This is a genomic window from Acidovorax sp. Leaf191, assembly GCF_001424425.1.
Lineage (GTDB): Bacteria > Pseudomonadota > Gammaproteobacteria > Burkholderiales > Burkholderiaceae_C > Acidovorax.
In genome coordinates this window covers 790,112-809,000 of sequence record NZ_LMPT01000019.1, presented here as the reverse complement: position 1 = coordinate 809,000, position 18,889 = coordinate 790,112, and the positions used below count along the sequence as shown (strand labels likewise).

General features: G+C 68.8%; 13 protein-coding genes. 8 read left to right on the top strand and 5 right to left on the bottom strand.

Going from position 1 to position 18,889, the window contains the following annotated elements; genetic code table 11:
* Position 1: 1 nt before the first annotated feature.
* From ASG27_RS17670 to sbmA, 5 genes are all read left to right on the top strand, one after another.
* Complete coding sequence (locus ASG27_RS17670; protein WP_082486034.1) at positions 2-1,063, top strand: HpcH/HpaI aldolase/citrate lyase family protein; 1,062 nt, start codon at positions 2-4, stop codon at positions 1,061-1,063.
* 39 nt (positions 1,064-1,102) lie between these two features.
* Positions 1,103-1,732, top strand: a complete 630-nt coding sequence (locus ASG27_RS17665) for a hypothetical protein (protein WP_056170200.1) — start codon at positions 1,103-1,105, stop codon at positions 1,730-1,732.
* A 158-nt stretch (positions 1,733-1,890) separates the two neighbouring features.
* Positions 1,891-4,500: a bifunctional aconitate hydratase 2/2-methylisocitrate dehydratase gene (acnB, locus tag ASG27_RS17660; protein ID WP_056419228.1), complete on the top strand. Its 2,610-nt coding sequence runs from the start codon at positions 1,891-1,893 to the stop codon at positions 4,498-4,500.
* 187 nt (positions 4,501-4,687) lie between these two features.
* On the top strand, positions 4,688-7,222 hold the full coding sequence (locus ASG27_RS17655; protein WP_056419019.1) for an ankyrin repeat domain-containing protein: 2,535 nt from the start codon (positions 4,688-4,690) through the stop codon (positions 7,220-7,222).
* A gap of 191 nt (positions 7,223-7,413) precedes the next feature.
* Positions 7,414-8,409, top strand: a complete 996-nt coding sequence (sbmA, locus tag ASG27_RS17650) for a peptide antibiotic transporter SbmA (RefSeq protein WP_056419018.1) — start codon at positions 7,414-7,416, stop codon at positions 8,407-8,409.
* 157 nt (positions 8,410-8,566) lie between these two features.
* On the opposite strand, the gene ASG27_RS17645 is transcribed toward sbmA, so the two are convergent.
* Positions 8,567-9,472, bottom strand: a complete 906-nt coding sequence (locus ASG27_RS17645; RefSeq protein ID WP_056419016.1) for a LysR family transcriptional regulator — start codon at positions 9,470-9,472, stop codon at positions 8,567-8,569.
* Between the two features lie 219 nt (positions 9,473-9,691).
* On the opposite strand from ASG27_RS17645, the gene ASG27_RS17635 reads away from it, so the two are divergent.
* The gene (locus tag ASG27_RS17635) at positions 9,692-10,477 is read left to right on the top strand and encodes a sulfite exporter TauE/SafE family protein (RefSeq protein ID WP_056419011.1); all 786 of its coding nucleotides are present in this window, start codon (positions 9,692-9,694) and stop codon (positions 10,475-10,477) included.
* Between the two features lie 177 nt (positions 10,478-10,654).
* Here ASG27_RS17635 and ASG27_RS17630 read toward each other — a convergent pair whose 3' ends face one another.
* The 4 genes from ASG27_RS17630 to ASG27_RS17615 all read right to left on the bottom strand — a co-directional run bounded on the left by ASG27_RS17630 (position 10,655) and on the right by ASG27_RS17615 (position 17,019).
* A complete protein-coding gene (locus tag ASG27_RS17630; protein WP_056419009.1) occupies positions 10,655-12,784 on the bottom strand; it encodes a UvrD-helicase domain-containing protein in 2,130 nt (709 codons plus the stop codon).
* Between the two features lie 91 nt (positions 12,785-12,875).
* On the bottom strand, positions 12,876-14,243 hold the full coding sequence (locus ASG27_RS17625) for an alpha/beta hydrolase (protein WP_056419006.1): 1,368 nt from the start codon (positions 14,241-14,243) through the stop codon (positions 12,876-12,878).
* Positions 14,243-16,132, bottom strand: a complete 1,890-nt coding sequence (locus ASG27_RS17620) for a hypothetical protein (RefSeq protein ID WP_056419005.1) — start codon at positions 16,130-16,132, stop codon at positions 14,243-14,245. The genes ASG27_RS17625 and ASG27_RS17620 overlap by 1 nt, the downstream gene beginning before the upstream one ends.
* Before the next feature lie 206 nt (positions 16,133-16,338).
* Entirely contained in the window at positions 16,339-17,019 is a 681-nt protein-coding gene (locus ASG27_RS17615; protein WP_056419004.1) for a TetR family transcriptional regulator, read from the bottom strand.
* 93 nt (positions 17,020-17,112) lie between these two features.
* On the opposite strand from ASG27_RS17615, the gene ASG27_RS17610 reads away from it, so the two are divergent.
* On the top strand, positions 17,113-17,556 hold the full coding sequence (locus tag ASG27_RS17610) for an ankyrin repeat domain-containing protein (protein ID WP_162240452.1): 444 nt from the start codon (positions 17,113-17,115) through the stop codon (positions 17,554-17,556).
* Between the two features lie 162 nt (positions 17,557-17,718).
* Positions 17,719-18,795 (top strand): purine-nucleoside phosphorylase, encoded by a 1,077-nt coding sequence (locus ASG27_RS17605; RefSeq protein WP_056419225.1) that lies wholly within the window; start codon positions 17,719-17,721, stop codon positions 18,793-18,795.
* Positions 18,796-18,889 lie beyond the last annotated feature (94 nt).

The following is an 18,889-nucleotide window of genomic DNA, read 5'->3' as shown; positions in this document are numbered from 1 at the left end:
CATGCAGCCGACGCCACAGGCATCGGGCCTTCGGGCCGCCCCAACCCCTGACCAGGGGCAGGGCGCTGCGCAACCCCATCCGCGCGATGTGCTGCTGGGCGCCCAGGCGCAGACCGGCTTCTTGCCGGTGTGCGACCACTACAGCGGCGTGGAAGCGCGCATGCGCAAAAGCCTGCAATTGCAGGCCGAGATGACGCAAGAGTTCGGAACCTGCGTCTTTGATGTCACCCTCGATTGCGAGGACGGAGCGCCCGTCGGTCTGGAGTCCGAGCACGCGCGGCTGGTGGCTGCACTGGCCGTTGCCGCAGCCCCCGGCGCCCGCGTGGCCGCCCGGGTGCATGCGGTGGACCACCCCGCATTCGCCAACGACGTGGCCGTGATCGCCGGCGAGGCGGGCCACAGGCTGTGCCACATCATGGTGCCCAAGGTCGAGTCGGTGGACGATGTCCTGCTGGCCGAGCGCGCCATCGACCGCGCGTCGCCCTCGCAGCTGCCCATCCATGTGCTGATCGAATCCCCGGCGGCTGTGCACCGTGCCTTCGAGATCGCCGCCCATCCCCGCGTGCAGAGCCTGAGCTTCGGGCTCATGGACTTCGTGTCGGCCCATGCCGGTGCGATCCCGGCCCATGGCATGACGTCGGCCGGGCAGTTCACGCACCCGCTGGTGGTGCGCGCCAAGCTGGAGATCGCCGCGGCCTGCCACGCGCACGGCAAGGTGCCGTCCCATTGTGTGGTGACGGAGTTCGCCGACACGGCGGCCATGCAACGTGCGGCCAGCCAGGCGGCCCACGAGCTGGGCTACACCCGCATGTGGAGCATCCACCCGGCGCAGATCCGCCCCATCCTGCAAGCGTTCGCGCCGCAGCAGGACGATATCGAAAGTGCTTCCAAAATAATAGCGGCTGCCGCCGATGCTGATTGGGCTCCGATCAGCATGGACGGCACGCTGCACGACCGTGCCAGCTACCGTTTCTTCTGGCAGGTCATCGAGCGCGCCCACAGCACCGGGCGCGCGCTTCCCCAGGCGGTGCGCCATTGGTTTGACGCGCCGGCTTTCGCTTGAGTTGTAGATACCCGCCCACACCCCCACGCAGGACCCTCCATGAAATTCCTTATCGCCTCTGCCTTGATGCTGCTGGCCCCAGCCCTCGCCCTGGCGCAAACGGACGCCAAGCCTGCGGCCAAGTCTGAAACCAAGGCCGCTGCCAAGCCTGCCGCCAAGCCGGCGGCGAAGTCCGAAGCCAAGTCTGCCAAGTCCTCCGAGAAGGCGGCCCCCAAGAAGGCCGTGGCCAAGAGCGAACCCACCAGCAGCCGCACGCAGCTCAAGAGCGCGACCAACCAGGTGGCCGCCGGCATCATTGCCGCTGAAGCTGCGCTGTCGCCTGCCGAGCTGGCCATTGCCGATCGCGTGCACACCGGCCGCATCCCCTGCGAGCTGGGCGCCTTCGTGACGGTGACTGCCGAGCCTGCATCGCCTGGCCACTTCCACGTGGAAGGCAAGGGCTTCAAGTACTTCATGTCGCCCGTGGCCACCACCACCGGCACCGTGCGCCTGGAAGACCAGAAGGGCGGCGCGGTCTGGCTGCAGATCGGCAACAAGTCCATGCTGATGAACCAGAAGGTCGGCCAGCGCCTGGCCGACGAATGCATGAGCCCCGAGCAGCAACTGGTGGCCGAGGCCATCAAGAAGAACCCGCCCGTCAGCGTGCTGGAGCCGATGACGGTCAAGTAAGCCCTGCCAGGCCGAAGCCGCCAGAGGCTGCCCGCATAACAACCACATAACAACACAGACAGACAGACCGAACTGCGTGCAGCCCGGCTGTGCCGTCGCGATGACGGCGCCAGCCCGCTGCATGCCGCCCCACTTTAGAACGCAACCGGAGAAAAATGATGTTGAAAGCCTACCGTGACCACGTGGCCGAGCGCGCCGCCCTGGGCATCCCGCCGCTGCCGCTGGAAGCCAAGCAAGTGGCCGAACTGATCGAGCTGATCAAGAACCCGCCCGCTGGCGAAGACGCCTTCCTGCTGGACCTGCTCACGCACCGCGTGCCCCCAGGCGTGGACGACGCCGCCAAGGTCAAGGCCAGCTTCCTGGCCGCCGTGGCGCACGGTGACATCCAGGTGGGCCTGGTCTCCAAGTCCAAGGCCACCGAGCTGCTGGGCACCATGGTGGGCGGCTACAACGTGCACCCCCTGATCGAACTGCTGGACGACGCTGAAGTGGCGGGCGTTGCAGCCGATGCGCTCAAGAAGACGCTGCTGATGTTCGACTTCTTCAATGACGTGGCGACCAAGGCCAAGGCCGGCAACGCCAAGGCGCAGGAAGTCATGCAAAGCTGGGCCAACGCCGAGTGGTTCACGTCGCGCCCTGAAGTCGCCAAGAAGATCACCGTCACCGTGTTCAAGGTGCCTGGCGAAACCAACACCGACGACCTGTCGCCCGCACCCGATGCCTGGAGCCGCCCCGACATCCCTCTGCATTACCTGGCCATGCTCAAGAACACCCGTCCCGACGCAGTGTTCAAGCCCGAAGAAGACGGCAAGCGCGGCCCGATGCAGTTCATCGACGACCTGAAGAAGAAGGGCCACCTGGTTGCCTACGTGGGCGACGTGGTGGGCACCGGCTCGTCGCGCAAGTCGGCCACCAACTCCATCGTCTGGGCCACCGGCCAGGACATCCCGTTCGTGCCGAACAAGCGCTTCGGCGGTGTCACGCTGGGTGGCAAGATCGCCCCCATTTTCTTCAACACGCAGGAAGACTCGGGCTCGCTGCCGATCGAAGTGGACGTGTCCAAGCTGGAGATGGGTGACGTCATCGACGTGATGCCCTACGACGGCAAGATCGTCAAGGACGGCGCCACCGTGGTGGAGTTCCAGCTCAAGAGCGACGTGCTGTTCGACGAAGTGCGCGCCGGCGGCCGTATCAACCTCATCATCGGCCGCTCGCTGACGAGCAAGGCCCGCGAATTCCTGGGCCTGCCAGCCTCCACCGTGTTCCGCCTGCCGACGCCACCCGTGGCCACGCAGGCCGGCTTCACGCTGGCGCAGAAGATGGTCGGCCGCGCTGTCGGCCTGCCCGAAGGCCAGGGCGTGCGCCCCGGTACCTACTGCGAACCCAAGATGACCACCGTGGGCTCGCAAGACACCACCGGCCCGATGACGCGCGACGAGCTCAAGGACCTGGCCTGCCTGGGCTTCTCGGCCGACCTCGTGATGCAGTCCTTCTGCCACACGGCCGCCTACCCCAAGCCCGTGGACGTGAAGACCCACCGCGAACTGCCAGCGTTCATCTCCAACCGCGGCGGCGTGGCCCTGCGTCCTGGCGACGGCGTGATCCACAGCTGGCTCAACCGCCTGCTGCTGCCCGACACCGTGGGCACCGGCGGCGACTCGCACACGCGTTTCCCCATCGGCATCTCGTTCCCGGCAGGCTCCGGCCTCGTGGCCTTCGGCGCTGCCACCGGCGTGATGCCGCTGGACATGCCTGAGTCCATCCTGGTGCGCTTCAAGGGCGAAATGCAGCCCGGCGTGACCCTGCGCGACCTGGTGCACGCGATTCCCCTGTACGCCATCAAGCAGGGCCTGCTGACGGTGGCCAAGGCCGGCAAGATCAACGCCTTCTCGGGCCGCGTGCTCGAGATCGAAGGCCTGCCGGACCTCAAGGTCGAGCAAGCCTTCGAACTGTCCGACGCGTCCGCCGAGCGCTCCGCCGCCGGCTGCACGATCAAGCTCAACCCCGAGCCGATCAAGGAATACCTGACGTCCAACATCGTTCTGATGAAGAACATGATCGCCGACGGTTATGCCGACGCCAAGACGCTGCAGCGCCGCATCGAGAAGGTCGAAGCCTGGCTGGCCAAGCCCGACCTGCTCGAAGCCGACAAGGACGCCGAGTACGCCGCCGTGATCGAGATCGACCTGGCCGACATCAAGGAACCCATCGTCTGCTGCCCCAACGATCCGGACGACGCCAAGTTCCTGTCCGAAGTGTCCGGCACCAAGATCGATGAAGCCTTCATCGGCTCGTGCATGACCAACATCGGCCACTTCCGCGCAGCTGCCAAGCTGCTGGGCGGCCAGCGCGACATCCCCGTCAAGCTGTGGGTGGCACCGCCCACCAAGATGGACGAGAGCGAGCTGATCAAGGAAGGCCACTACGCTGCGTTCGGCACGGCCGGTGCGCGCACCGAAATGCCCGGCTGCTCGCTGTGCATGGGCAACCAGGCGCAGGTGCGTGAAGGCGCGACGGTGATCTCCACCTCGACCCGCAACTTCCCCAACCGCCTGGGCAAGAACACCAACGTGTTCCTCGGCTCGGCCGAACTCGCCGCCATCGCCTCGCGCCTGGGCTACCTGCCTTCCAAGGAAGAGTACCTCAAGGAAATGGGCGTCATCGATGCCGACAAGGCGAGCGTGTACCGCTACATGAACTTCGATCAGATCGAAGAGTACGCGGAGGCCGCCAAGGCTGCGCCTGCGTCGGCGGCCGTGGCCTGCTGATCCCGCGGCGGCGGCCAGACCGTGCCTGCCAAGCGGCCCTTCGGGGCCGCTTTTTTTATGGGTGCCCGCGTTGTGGGAGGGGGGCTCGTGACAGTGGTTTGTCGGCAACATGACAGTCACCGATTTGTCACATGTTGGCAGCTAAGCTCGCGGCATAACAACAACCACCACGACAAGGGAGGGATTCATGAAAAACACAATGGGGCGCGCAGGGGCGCTGGTGTTCAGCGCGATTTTTGCCGTCGCCTTCGGCCTGGGGGGCTACTTCTTCGGTTTGAAGCCTCTGGCTCAGACACTGTGGACCGCCTGGCAGGTGGGGCAGTGGCAGCAGGTACCTGCGCAGGTGATCAGCGCCGAGCTGAAGCGGCACCCGGGCAGCAAGGGCGGCACGACGTACGAAGTGCAGGCCCGCTACCGCTACGAGTTCAACGGCGCGCGCCACGAGGGAACACGGGTGGGGCTCGATGCGCAGAGCGGGTCCGACAACATCGGCGACTGGCACCAGCAGTGGCACGGCCGGCTGCAGCAGGCGCAGGCCCGCGACCAGCCCATCACGGTACGGGTGAATCCGGACAACCCTGCCCAGTCGCTGATCGACCCTTCCATCCGGTGGCGGCTGCAGATCTTTCGCTTGCCGTTTGCTCTGATCTTCACCGCGGTGGGGGTGGTGGCGGCTTGTGTCTTTGTGCTGCTGCTCATCGGTCGCGGCGAGTCGATGGGCCTGGCGCAGCCCGCGCAGGGCGAGCTGCCAGCCAGCGGGCCGGCCCCGCGCAATTCACTGCACGGCACGGCGGTCGGGGCCTGGATTTTCAGCCTGCTGTGGTGCGGCCTGTCGTTCCCCATGGCCGCGCTGCTCTGGTCCGACCGCAATGCGTCGGGCTGGGCCCAGGGGTTCATCGGCGTCTTCGTGCTGGTCGGTGTGCTGATGCTGGGCCTGGCCATCCGCCAGACCCGCATGGTGTGGCGCTACCGGGGCTCGGCGTTCACCTCGTTGCCCGAGCAGCCCCAGGCGGGCCGCTTGGTGGAGGTCACGCTGCGGTTGCCGCACCGTGCTGCTGCACAGCCCGGCGCCCAGGCCCTGCGCCTGCGCCTGGCGCAGTACCGGGTGGATGAATCGAGCTCCGGCTCGCCCGAGCGGCAGGTCGAAGCGGTGGACGCCCCGGCTTCGCTGCAGCCTACGCCCGACGGCGGCCTGCGGCTGGTCGCACGCTTCGAGGTGCCGCCAGACGCACCCGCCCACGGTGCGCAGCGGGGCCGGGAGCGGGTCGACTGGAGGGTTGAACTGCTGGGGGCCGATGGTTCGGTGGAGCTGTCCTACGACCTGCCCGTCAAGGCCGCCCCCGTGGGCTTTGGCGATTCGGTGCCCGAGGACCGCTTCGACCCCCGCGCAGTGTGGAAGCGCGAGGAGCCCATTGCCCCGCCAGAGGCCGCGCAGATTGCGGGCACCATCCCCGCGTGGCCTGCAGGCGCTGTCCTGCAGGAGTTGCCGCAGGGCGTGCAGATCAGCTTTGAGCAGCAGGCCTGGCGCTGGGGAGCCGGCATCGCGCTGGCGGCGCTGGCCATGGAATGGCTCGTCAATGACCGCATCGGCCTGCATGGCGTGGTGCTGCCCCGGTCGTGGGGCGGGCTGGCCGTGACGGCGGGGCTGCTGGCCGTGTCGCTGCACGCGGCAACGCGCAATTGGGTGACCCGGGTGCAGGACGATGGCGTGGTGGCGCGCTGCAGCTCCTGGATGTGGACCACCGTGAGATCGGTGGCGGGCGATGCCAGCCAATCGCTGGTGCACAAGGTCGTGTATGCCACGGGCAGCGGCAGCGCACAGAACAACCACCATGCGGTGTATGGCCGCAACGCGCAGGGCACGCTGGTGCAGCTCACGCCGGCGCTGAACGGGCCCGATGCTGCGGCCGGCGTGGGCCGGGCCATTGCCAAGGCCTGGCAGGACCGCCGCGGCCGCTTCACGCCGGGCGCACGGCGTTCGCAGCGCCAGGACGTGTCGCGCCCCGCCTGGGGCTGGTTGTTCATCGGCGCAGTGGTTGTGGCCCTGTGGTGGGCGCCACGCAGTCCCGTGGGCGTCGCCACCATCAACGCAGCCGGCGGTGCCGCGTCGCACCGGACCTGGTCGGGCCCGGACGGCCGGCTGATGGATGCGCAGAACGCGGGCGATGCCGCTGCGCTGGAGCAGGCCCTGCGCGATGGCGCCAACCCGAACCTGCTGGCGGACAACGGGTCTTCCATGTTGATGCTGGCGGCGCACCGGGGGCAGATGGCCCACGTGGAGCTGCTGCTCAAGGCGGGCGCGCAGCCGGACCTGCGCCAGACGCAGAAAGACAGCGAGCGGGGCGACACCGCGCTGCTGCGCGCTTTTTGGGGCGGCCATCTGGCCGTGGCGCAGCGGCTGGTGCAGGCCGGTGCCAGCCTGCAAGCCCGCAACCGCTGGGACTGGGGCCCCGTGCACATGGCTGCGCAAAGCGGGTGCGTGCCGTGCCTGCAATGGCTGGCCGACCAGGGCCAGCCGCTGGACGAACCCGCACCCGCCAGCCGCGGCGAGACGCCCGCCATGCTGGCGGCCGCCAAAGGCCGGGTGGCGGTGCTGCAGTGGCTGGAGGGCCGCGGCATCGACCTGTGGCGCCGCGACCCGCACGGCAAGACGGCCCTGGACTGGGCACGCTTCGGCCAGCAGGCCGACGCCGAGCGCTGGCTCCTGGAGCGCCAGCGCTGACGCGGCTTCCTGCGGCTCGATGCGGCGCGACGCGAGAGTGGGGCGCCGTGATGGAAATGCGGGCTGAGAGAAGGTGCAGGCAGCGAGGCCACGACACGGACATCGGCCAGAAAGAACCGTGAGCCAGCCACGGAACGTTCGCGCGACGCCGCGATCACATTCCGCAGAACCATAACAACTCGGCATCCACGATGTTCAAGTCCTTCTTTTTCTCCCGCCGGTGGTGGGCCTGGTCGATCCTGGGCTCCATCGTTATCCTGCTGGCCACCTGGTACCGCGTCGAGCTCGACGTGCAGATCAACGACTGGTTCGGCAGCTTCTACGACCTGGTGCAAAAGGGCCTGAGCCAGCCGGGCAGCATCACCATGGAGGAGTTCTGGCGCCAGCTGTCCACCTTCACGCACGTGGCCATGCTGTATGTGACCACGGCGGTGCTGGTGGACTTTTTCTCCAAGCACTACATCTTTCGCTGGCGACAGGCCATGAACGAGCACTACATGGCCGCCTGGCCCCGGCTGCGCCACATCGAAGGCGCGGCGCAGCGGGTGCAGGAGGACACGATGCGCTTCGCCCGCATCATGGAAGACCTGGGGCTGAGCTTCATGCGCAGCCTGATGACGCTGGCCGCGTTTTTGCCCATCCTGTGGACGCTCTCGGACAAGGTCACGGCGCTGCCGGTGCTGGGTGCCGTGCCGCACTCGCTGGTCTGGGTGGCGCTGCTGTGGTCGCTGGGAGGCACGCTGCTGCTGGCGCTGGTGGGCGTGAAGCTGCCGGGGCTCGAATTCCAGAACCAGCGCGTGGAGGCGGCCTACCGCAAGGAACTGGTGCTGGGCGAGGACGACGCGGCCCGCGCATCCCCGCCCACTGCCGCCGCGTTGTTCCAGGACGTGCGGCGCAACTACTTCCGGCTGTTCTTCCACTACCTGTATTTCGACGTCGTGAAATGGTCCTACCTGCAGGTGAGCGTGCTCGTGCCGCTGGTGGCGCTCGGGCCCACGCTGGTGGCCGGGGCCATCACGCTGGGGGTGATGCAGCAGATCGCGCGGGCGTTCGACAAGGTGCTCGAGTCGTTCCAGTTCCTGGTGCTGAACTGGAGCACGGTGGTGGAGCAGATCTCGGTCTACAAGCGCCTGCGCGCCTTCGAGCGGCAGATGACGGCGCCGATGGCAGAGGGGCTGGCGGGCTGAGGCGGCAGAGCAGGGCGCGCGCCGGCTGGTACCTGCACCGCGGGCCATTCGTTGGCCTGGCAGTGAATTGCTATATTTTTAATAGCTGCTGGCGCTTGTCTAGAGCGCGGTAGCGCCATTTTTTATTCGATATTCGGGCTGCAGCAGCGCCCACTGGTCATTCGCGTGCAATGGCCGTCGCGCCCGCCACCAGGTGCTGCAGCAGTTGCAGCGCATGCTGCGGCAGCTCGCCGGGGCTGCGGGTGCACAGCACCAGGCTGCGATGGGCCCACCCGTCGGTCAGCCGCAGAGCCTTGATGCCGTGCGCACGGCGGTGCCGTTGGGCGGCGGCCAGGGGCACGATGCCCACTCCGGCGCCCAGCCCCACCAGTTGGCAGACGGCCTCGAAGTGCCGCAGCCGCACCCGAAAGCGCAGCCGCTGGCCCATGCGCTGGGCGTGCCGCGCCACATGGCTTTGCAGTGCGCTGCCTTCGGCCAGGCCGATGAAGTCCAGGTGCGCCGCGTCGGCCAGCGCCAGCCGCGGCGCGCTGGCCAGGGCATGGTGGCGCGGTACGACCAGCACCAGCGGGTCCGGCCGCAGCGCCCAGGTGGCAAGCCCTTGCAGGTCCGCCGCATCCGACGCCACGCCCATGTCGCACAGGCCCGAGCGCACGGCATCTGCCACGTCTTCGCTCGGGGCTTCCTGCACATCGATGGAGATGCGCGGGTGCTGCTGCAGAAAGCCCGCCATCGCCGCCGGCAGAAATTCGCTCAGGGCCGACGAGTTGCAGCGCAGGCGCACGTGGCCCGCCAGGCCGTTGCCGTAGTCGCCCAGGTCGCCGCGCAGGTGCTCCATCTGGCGCAGCACCAGCCGGGCGTGGTGCAGCAGCGTGTGGCCCGCCGGCGTGGGCTGCACGCCCCGCTGGGCGCGCACCAGCAGCGGCACGCCCAGCGCATCTTCCATGCCGCGAATGCGCTCGCTGGCCGATGCCAGCGCCATGTGGCTGCGCTCGGCGCCGCCGGTGATGGTGCCCGCCTCGTGCACGTGCACGAAGAGCCGCAGGTCGGTCAGGTCAAAACGCATGGGCGCAAAACTACCACACCCCTCCCGCAGCGAGCTTCGGCTGTGCCTGAGGCTGGCTGCGCAGCTTCCGCATTTTCAGGCGCGCCGGAGTTGCGAAGAATGCGCCCACGGCCCGCCGCATGGTGCGGGCAGTGGAGCGCTGGCAATGCATCAGAAGAAACATCCTGGATACCGGCGAGCGGCGCGCGAGGCCCGGCGCATGCAGGCGGATCTGCACCCATGACAGGCCTCGGCCTGGGCGCCCACGGCGGAATGTGGCTGGTGGCGATGGCTGCCGTGTTCTTGCTGGCGGGCTGCATCAAGGGCGTGGTGGGCCTGGGGTTGCCCACCGTGTCGATGGCTTTGCTGGCGTTGCTGGTGGTGCCGGCCGAGGCGGCGGCGCTGCTCATCGTGCCGTCGCTGGTCACCAACCTCTGGCAGCTGCGCCCCTGGGCCACGCTGTGGCCGCTGCTGCGCCGCCTGGGTGGCCTGCAGTGGGGCATCTGCGCGGGCACTTGGCTGGGCGCCTGGCTGCTGGGGGCGCCAGCCGGGGCCTGGTCGCGCGCCTTGCTGGGCGTGGCGCTCATCGCCTACGCGGTGTGGGGACTGCTGGGGGCGCGCCTGCATGTACCGCCCCGGGCGGAGGCCTGGCTGTCGCCCCTGGTGGGCCTGGCCACGGGCGGGGTCACGGCCGCCACCGGCGTGTTCGTGGTGCCCGCCGTGCCCTACCTGCAGGCCCTGGGCCTGCACCGGGATGCGCTGGTGCAGGCGATGGGCCTGTGCTTTACCGTGTCCACCCTGGCGCTGGCGGGTGGGCTGGCGCTCAACGCGAGCTACCCGGCCTCGACCCTGGTGTTGTCCGCGTGGATGCTGGTGCCCGCACTGCTGGGCATGGCCCTGGGCACGCGCATCCGCCAGCGCATGTCGGCCGTGTGGTTCAGGCGCTGCCTGATGGTGGGGCTGCTGGCCCTGGGGGTGTACATGGTGGCGGATGTGGTGGCCTGGCACGGCTTTGCATCTCGGTGACGGCGGCTGCCAAGGCTCTCCTGGCCTCGTTGTCGGGTCTTGCCGTCCTTGCAGTACTGTCTGCAACCCAACGCCTGGCCAGGACCGCTGCGCTGAGTTTTGCCAGCCGCTGGAAGGGCTCAGGACTGGCGTCGTTGCGGAACCTGGAGAGGCTCCGGGTCTGGCTGCCAACGCGTCTCAGACCGGGCCGGGCAACACCGGCTTGGCCGCGCTCTCCAGCACCCACAGCGCGGCGCGGGCCCGGGTGGTGGCCACGTACAGCATGTTGCGCTCACGGTAGGCCTCCTGCTGGGGCGCCGGGCCCGGGAAGCGGCCGCGCTCCACAAAGGGCACGGCCACGAAGGTGAACTCGCGGCCCTTGCAGGCCTCCACGGTCAGCAGGCGCAGGCTCACGGGTTCGCCCTGCTCGTGCATGGCGATGCTGGCGGTGGCGATCAGCGTGAGGCGGCCCAGAAACTCCGCCACCGGGATCTGCCGCGCCAGCCGGCCCAGGCTTTCCAGGCTGGCCAGGCAGGCGCGCCGCTCGCGGTCCTGGATGGGCGCATCGGCAAAGATGCGCTGCACCAGTGGGTGCTGGCAGAACGCGCCCGCATCGGCCAGCACGGCCGCCTTGTCCGTGGGCTCCAGCGCCATGATGCGCGCGCAGGCATCGGTCAGCTCCGGCGCCGTGGGGGCCAACGCTCCATGCGCAATGAAGCGCCGCATGCGGGCGCTGCTGCTGTGCAGCGTGGCGGCCAGCTTCTGGCCTTCGTCGGCACCGGGCAGGCCTGCCCAGACCGCGGTGTCGAACTGGCCCTGCGCCAGCAGGTCGGTGTCCACCGCATCGGTGCGGGGCGCGCGGCGGCCGTAGTGCAGCAGCCCCTCGATGGCGGCGCCCACGATGCCGGGGGTGAGATGGCGCTCCCCTGCGTCGGCATGGGGATGGTCGCCCTCGCTGCCGTGCAGCGCCCACATCAGCGCCAGCGCCAGCGCCACCTCGCGCCGCAGGTAGAACGGGCTCAGGCCCTGGGTGCCGTAGTGCACGCCTTCGTGGCCGAACACCCATTCCAGCAGGATGCTGTCCTGCGGGTTGCGCAGCACCACGTTGAGCGAGCTGTGCTGTGCGCTCTTGGGCCCCGCCTGACCTTGCCCGCCTGCTTGTCCTTTCTGCTCCTGCAGCGCGCCCCAGCCGTTCACGATCTGCGCGTGCAGCTCCACCAGTTGCTGGGCGCAATGTTCGTCGCTGTCATAGGCCAGGTGCAGGAAGGCGTCGGAGCTGCCCGCCACCGGCGCGAACTCCACGCCGAACAAGGGGTTGAGCGCCGCGCAGATGTCGGCGCCGAAGCGGCGCGTGGTGTGGATGTTGAACACCTCGGTGCCCGCGGGCAGGCAGGCCAGGATGTGCTGCATGCCACCGCCGAACACCGAGAACGAGCCTTCGTGGATGTGCTGGTTGAAGTCCCCGGCGCCCACGAAGAAACCGTTGTCGCCCCGCACCAGCGCGCGCAGCACGGTGAGCGCGCCTTCGTCCAGATCGTGCAGCTCGTCGAACAGCACGGCGCTGTAGCGCCCCTGCAGCCCTTCGAAGGGCTGGTCCCAGTCCAGCTCGCCCAACTGGCGGCACAGCTCGAAGGTGCAGTCGCCCTCGGCGTAGAAGCGCGGTTCATGGTTCATGCCCACGCGCATGCGCTCGTACTGGCCGTACAGGCGGTACAGAGCGTGGTCGATGTCCCGGTCTTCACAAAACGCGCGCAGCGACAGCCCCGAGGCCTGCGCCTCCTGGTCCAGGAGCTTCTTCTTGGCCAGCGCCTCGAAGGCCAGGAACGCGTCGACGTCCACGCTGTGCGAGAACAGTTCGTCGTCCAGGCCATCGCTGCCCGCGCTGCGCTCGAGCTCCTGGCGCAGCGCCTGTTGGGCCTGCAGGATCAGAAAGCGCCGGCGTACGGGGTCGTCCAGCATCTCCACCGGGTCGCCCTGCTCACGCAGCAGTTGCTCGCACAGCTGCTCCATGGTGAGGATCTCCAGGCTGCGCGGCACGGCGCCGTGAAGTTGCAGCATGCGGTCGCGGATGGCCGTGACGCCGGCCCGGGAGTACGCCAGCACCAGGATGCGCGCCGCGGCATTCTTCTGGTCCCCCAGCGTGGCCAGCAGGTTGCAGGCCTTCATGCACAGCGTGGTCGTCTTGCCCGTGCCCGCCAGCGCGCTGATGATGGACGCCGTGGCCTGGGAGTCCAGCACCCGCCGCTGCTCCGCGGTGGCCGTGATCCGGGTGTGGGCCCAGCTGCGTGCGGCAGGCGAGGCGGAGGCGGGAGAGCGTGGAGCGGGCATGGAGTCGGTGAGCGGGGCGGGGTGCCATTGTCCCTGACTGGCGGCAAGCTGCGCCGCAAGCCCCTGCAGCGCTGCAGGCCCGCCGCACCGGTCACCGGCAGCCCGTCGCCCGCATGTCCTCCGACCCCACCCGCACCGTGCTGCCCGGCCGGGTGATAGCGCAGCGCGACTGGAAATAGAACGACAGCCGGTCACGCACCGGCGTGCCGGCCACCAGGTAGGGCCGGTTGCCCTTCAAGACCGAATCGCCCGCGGCGGCCTTGTCGTACAGCCCCTGGCTGATGTTGTGCCGGTCGGCCGAGTCGTCGAAGGTTGGGGCCGTGAGGCGCCGGAACGCATCGGCCGCCAGCGCCGGGTCGTGCGCTCCCTTCAGGTAGCGGTCGAACCAGGCCAGGGTGTAGTAGTTGATGACACTCTCGCCATACCGGCTGGCCGGCCCGCCGAAGAGCGAGAAGTCCAGGTGCGTGCCTGCGCGCAGCACCACCAGCATGGTGTCCACTCCGGCGGCCTTCAGCTCCTGGTAGCCCGGGTCCTTGGGGTGGGGCTCGGCGCCGCGGCCCCGGCCTCCCTGGGTGTTGGCCTTGGCGGGCTCGGGCGCTTCGGTGGTGGGCACCACCTTGAAGTAATAGTCCGCCCCAATGCCCAGCGCCGGCGTGCGCAGGGCCAGGTCGGCCGGTGGGTCCATGCCGATCTTGTCCACCCAGCCGGTCTTCAGCGCGGTGAGGTTGTCCCAGGCCACGATGGCGCGGATGCGTTTGTCCGCCTGGCCGATCAGGCTGGCCGTGCTGCCGCCCTGCGAGTGGCCGGCAATGCCCACCATGCGCGTGTCGAGCTGCTCCCAGTGCGGGAACAAGTTGGCGACTGCTACCGGCGCCTTGGGCGTGGCAAACACCCAGTCCACCACGCTCTGCGCATCGGGCCCGTGCGTGCCCATGGGGGCCGTGGTCTCCAGCGCAATCGTCATGTAGCCGGCCTCGGCCAGCACCTGCGCGGCCGAGCGGTGCAGCCGCTTGGAGCTGTAGCCCCCGTGCACGATCACCACCGCAGGGTAGGGCGGCTCGAAGGTCTTGAGCCCGGCCGGCATGCCGGTGCAGGTGCCCGCAGCGCAGGGCCGGTAGATCTCCACCGCAATCGGCTTGCCCGATGCGGAGGGCGTGCTCGCCTCGGTGTACCGAAAGCGTGTGTTGGCATGGCTGGCCGGGTTGCGGTAGGCGTCGAGCGCGGGCGTCTTGCCGGTTGTGAACAGCGCGGCGGGCTGCTGCGCAAAGTCGTCGATGCGCTGGCGCGCGCAGGCCATGTTGTCGGCATCGCGCTGCTGCCACTCGGCCGAGCCGGGTGCGGGCAATTCGTGCTGCACCGGGCCCAGGCAGTCCAGCGGCGCGGGCTCTGCCGCATGGGCCGTGGCGCCCAGGCTGCCCAGGGCCAGCAGCGCTGCGGCGGCAAGGCAACTGCTGCGCATCACTTGGCACCCCCGGCGCTCGCGTTGCGCTGCAGGAACGCCGCCAGCGGCCGGATCACGTTGTTCGTCGCATTGTCGTCGCCCGTCACGATGTCCACGTGCGAATAGCCCTCGCTCATGTGCACCTCGAAGCCGCCCTCCACCCCGCCGTACTGGCGGTTGGCGACCAGCGTGGGCTGGCCGGCGGGCGTGCGCGCCATGCCGGCCTTGCAACTGGCTGCGGCGCAGGGCGCAATGGCCTCGGCAAAGCCGCGCCATATGCCGGCCACGGGCGTGAGGCCATTCGTGCCGCCGAAGGCGATGACGGGGATGTCGATCTTCCTGGCCTGCGTCTGGTTCACGATGTCGGCGCGGCCGCGTCCGCCCTGGGCCACGGGCAGCGACAGCGCGCTGGTGTCCAGCCCCAGGTTGGCGCCTCCGCTGCCCTCGGCATTGGCGAGCAGTAGGCCTGAGCTGGGGTAGTACCAGTCGCTGTAGGTGGTGTTGCCCAGGTACAGCGCGCGCGACAGGCGTTGGAGGTTGGTGGGCTCCACCTCCTTGCCCCAGGCGGGTGGGTTGGCCACCAGCGTGGCCGGCTGCGGGCCGAAGTCGCGGAACGCTGCGGGTGGCAGTGGGTCGGTATTGTCCAGCCAGGTGCGCAGGCCATCAGCGCGCGCCGGGCCCAGGGCGCCCATCGACACCGAATAGAACACTGTGCGCTGCAGGTTGTCGTCGTCCATGAAGGTGCCGATGGCCGCACCCGCCGTGACCGGGAAGTCGCGCTTGGTGAAGTCCGCCACGCGGTTGTAGACGTTGTTGCCGGCCAGGCCCCCCTGGTCTGCCTGCAGCAGCGCCTGCGTGCCGTTGATGGTGCCTTCGAAGGCCATCTGCATGCCCGCGATCTCGGTCGATGCGCTCACGCGCGGCGTGAGGCCGGGGCGCGAGACAAAGCCAGGCTCGGCGCCCGAGGCCACCGCTGCATACAGCCCGCCATCGGCCGCGCGCACCACTGCATCGAGCTGCGCCGCCGTGGGCGCGCTCGTTGCCAGCGCACCGCCCGGCCCCTCGAACAGCACCAGCCCCCGGAGCTTGGCGTAGCCCGGTTGCGCTGGCCCCGTGCCCGTGAGGTTGAAGTCCGTGGCCGCATAGCGCGCCACAAAGCCCGTGCCCGCCGAATGCCCGCCCAAGAAGACATTGCCATGGCGCGCCACCGTGTGCGCCTGCGTCACCACCGCGTCCAGGTCCAGCGAATGCACCTGCGGCGTCCAGTCCGCGAGGAAGGGGATCTCGCGGCTTTCATGGAACACCGCGCGCCGCGCCAGTTGGGCCGGCAGCGGCAGCCCTAGCTCGCCACCGTACAGAAAATTCAGGCCCAGCGCCGCATCGCGCTCGCGCTCTGCTGTCTGCAGGCCTTCCATGTCCTGCAGCGCCACGGACCGGCGGTCCACGCCCCACACCTCTACCACCGCCTGGTGGTCGGCCCACATGCGGCGCACCAGGTTCTCGGCCAGGATGAGGTAGCTGTGCGACGCGGCCAGGGTGCCCGGCATGGCCACCAGCACCGCATCCACCGGCTTGCCGGCATTGGCCGCCAGCCCGTAGCGCGTGTAGCGCACCCGGTTGAGGTCCGGCCCCGCCGCGCCGAACTGCGTGGCCAGCTTGCTGCCCGGTGCTACCGTGACGCCTGCCGTGCCGGGTGTGTGCGCCGCCTTGGCGCGGCTGGCCAGCTCGTGCGTGCTGATGGTGAAATCACCCGTGGTGGTGACACCGCCATTCACCAGCGCCTGCCCGCCACCGCCGCAGGCGGTGAGGGCGGTGAGGGCGGTGGCCAGGGCCAAGCCCAGCAGGGTGCGGCGCGCGGGCATGCCGGGCCGGGCAGGGGTGGTGCTGTTGCATTGGTTCTTTGTCATCGTTGCTGTCTCCGTGGTGGTGGTTGAAACTGGCAAGAAAAAAATGGGCGCAGGCTGGCGCTGCAGGTGCGTTGCCCAGGCAACGCACACGCGTGGTTCATCACAGGGGGGTCAAAGCGGTAAGAAAGCCTCTCTGGCCAGGCGCTTGTGCCGCAGACAGTGCTGCCCGTACTGCAGGGCAGCGCAACGGCGCCAGGGAGGTTTTGTTAGCCGCTCAACCCCGCCACCAGGTAGTCGAGGAATTCTTCTTGCTCGCGCGCCTCGCTGCCGGGCATCGACAGGTCCATGGCACCAAAGGGCGATCGCCGCATGTAGCTGCGGTACGAGATGCCGTAGTACACGGCGTTCATGGTCAGCAGCAGGCGGAACTGGATCGTCTCGCGCCCCACGGCGGGCATCAGCGTTTGCAGCAGCGCCAGCGTCAGCTCCAGCGTGCGGCGGTGCAGGGCGGCCGAGATCTCCTGCCCCTTCTCGCCATAGTCCCACCCCAGCCGCCCGATGAAGTTGACCGCATCGCGCCCCAGCGCGGGCGCGCTCAGCATGGCGATCACAGGGCCGAAGGCGGCCTCCACCACATCGCGCACGGTGTAGGGCTGCGCCTGGCCCTCCAGGGCCTGCAGCCGCGCACAGGCCCGGGGTTCCAGCCACTGCTGCAGATAGCTGGCAATGGCCGCCACCAACTCATCACGCCCACCAAAGTGGTAGTGCAGCGCCGAAGGGTTCTGCGCCCCCGCCGCGATCACGATGCGCCGCAGCGACACCGCATTCATCCCCTCGCGCGCCATGAGCTGCAGGGCCTCTTCGATCAGGCGGGTGCGGGTGGCTTGCGGGTCGGTGGCGGATGGGGCTGGCAGATCGGTAACAGCCGAGACAAGGACGGAGTTCATGGGGTGGATAATGCATTTGAATTAATTCACATGCATTAGGGCTTGCCCTCAATGGAGTGCCAGCACACCCCCGTTCACCCGGTACGCTTCACCATGGGCCACCTGAACCACAACGACCACGACCAAGACGACGCCTGGTTCGAGCGCGAACGCCTGCACCGCGCCGCCGCCGAAGGCAACTGCGACGAAATGCGCCGCCTTGTCGCCGCAGACGGCCATGCGCTGCACACCTTCGACGACCTGGGCCGCACCCCGCTGCACTACGCGGTGGAGGGCGACCACTACCGCGCGGCAGAGTGGCTGATCCAGCAGGGCGCGGTTGTCAATGCCAACGACGAGCCCACGATTGGCGAGACCCCGCTGTGCCTGGCGGTGCGGCGCGGATACCCCGAAATGGTGGAACTGCTGCTCGCCCATGGTGCCGACCCCGACATCACGGGTTGGATGGGCCACACCGCCCGCATGCGTGCAGAGCGCCGCCAGGACGAAGACGGCAAGGCGATTGCAGCCCTGCTCCAGCGCTACCGGCCCCGCTGATCACACACTGCACCAGCACGGCAATGCCGTCGCATCGCGGCGCACAATGGCGCATTTCTTGCGCTGCCGGGTGGCCTGCTTTGTTGATTGCTTGCTTGCAGCATCCATGTGCGTGCCGAACCCGGCGCGGCAACGTTCTTTTTTCTTGCCAAGGTGTCTTCGATGCGCTCCTTCTCCCTGTTCTCGCTCTCCTCCCGCCTATCTTTCCAGCCCACGCGCTGGCTGGTGTCGGTTCTGGCCGCTACCACCCTGGCAGGCTGCGCAAGCGCGCCCCCTTCGTCTGCCACCACCGGCGCCCATGCGGGGAGCGCCCCCATCCGCGTGAAGGTCTTCGTCGCCGCCATGTTCGAGATCGGCAAGAACACCGGCGACCGCGCGGGCGAGTTCCAGCACTGGTACGAGCGGTACTGGAAGGACGCCACCCCCATCACCGTGCCCGGCGCGCTGGGTCCCGTGTACTGCAATGCCGACGGCGTGTGCGGTGCCGTGCTGGGCATGGGCAAGGTCAACTCGTCATCGTCCATGCAGGCCATCCTGCTGAACCCGAAGTTCGACTTCGCGCAGTCGTACTACGTGATCTCCGGCGTGGCCGGCACACCGCCGCAGCGCGGCACCATCGCCGATGTGAGCTGGGGCACCTGGCTCGTGGACTACGACCTGGGCCACCGCTGGGCGCCTGAAGAGAACACCCCCGGCGCCCCCACCTTCATGCCGCGCAAGGGCTACGAGGAATACCGCCGCTTTCAGCTGAACCCACTGCTGGTGGACTGGGCCATGAACCTCACGGTGGACATGCCCCTCCAGGACTCGGACAGCGCCCGCACCTACCGCCTGCGCTACCCCGACGCAGCGGCCCGCCGCAGCCCCGCCGTGACCAGCGGCACCCACATGACGGGCGACACGTTCTTCCACGGCCCCGGCATGTCCAAGCAAGCCCAGTACATCGCCAAGCTCTACGGCGCCGATGACTATGTGATCACCGAGATGGAGGCCGCCGCCATTGCCCTGGTGGTCAAGCGCACCCATGGCACCGACCGGATCATGAGCCTGCGCGGGGCGGTCAATTTTGACCAGGGCAACCCGAACGAGACCACGCTGCAGCACCTGGACCCTGCGCCGGGGGAGACGGCAGGGGGCTTTGCCGAGACAGTGGAGAACGTCGCGCTGGTGGGCACGCGGGTGGTGGACCACATCGTGCGGAATTGGGGGCAGTGGCAGGGTGGGGTGCCGGCGCGGTAAGGCCCGTGCCGTATGTTCTCCACCAGCTTGGAGGGCGGGCGATGACCGCGCGGCCTCCCTTGATCAATGTTCCGGCGCGGCGACAGAACGGACC

Bases quoted from the DNA above. Each gene is read 5' to 3' on its own strand.
- ASG27_RS17670 (WP_082486034.1), top strand. From the start codon at position 2: ATGCAGCCGACGCCACAGGCATCGGGCCTTCGGGCCGCCCCAACCCCT.
- ASG27_RS17665 (WP_056170200.1), top strand. From the start codon at position 1,103: ATGAAATTCCTTATCGCCTCTGCCTTGATGCTGCTGGCCCCAGCCCTC.
- acnB (WP_056419228.1), top strand. From the start codon at position 1,891: ATGTTGAAAGCCTACCGTGACCACGTGGCCGAGCGCGCCGCCCTGGGC.
- ASG27_RS17655 (WP_056419019.1), top strand. From the start codon at position 4,688: ATGAAAAACACAATGGGGCGCGCAGGGGCGCTGGTGTTCAGCGCGATT.
- sbmA (WP_056419018.1), top strand. From the start codon at position 7,414: ATGTTCAAGTCCTTCTTTTTCTCCCGCCGGTGGTGGGCCTGGTCGATC.
- ASG27_RS17645 (WP_056419016.1), bottom strand. From the start codon at position 9,472: ATGCGTTTTGACCTGACCGACCTGCGGCTCTTCGTGCACGTGCACGAG.
- ASG27_RS17635 (WP_056419011.1), top strand. From the start codon at position 9,692: ATGACAGGCCTCGGCCTGGGCGCCCACGGCGGAATGTGGCTGGTGGCG.
- ASG27_RS17630 (WP_056419009.1), bottom strand. From the start codon at position 12,784: ATGCCCGCTCCACGCTCTCCCGCCTCCGCCTCGCCTGCCGCACGCAGC.
- ASG27_RS17625 (WP_056419006.1), bottom strand. From the start codon at position 14,243: ATGCGCAGCAGTTGCCTTGCCGCCGCAGCGCTGCTGGCCCTGGGCAGC.
- ASG27_RS17620 (WP_056419005.1), bottom strand. From the start codon at position 16,132: ATGACAAAGAACCAATGCAACAGCACCACCCCTGCCCGGCCCGGCATG.
- ASG27_RS17615 (WP_056419004.1), bottom strand. From the start codon at position 17,019: ATGAACTCCGTCCTTGTCTCGGCTGTTACCGATCTGCCAGCCCCATCC.
- ASG27_RS17610 (WP_162240452.1), top strand. From the start codon at position 17,113: ATGGGCCACCTGAACCACAACGACCACGACCAAGACGACGCCTGGTTC.
- ASG27_RS17605 (WP_056419225.1), top strand. From the start codon at position 17,719: ATGCGCTCCTTCTCCCTGTTCTCGCTCTCCTCCCGCCTATCTTTCCAG.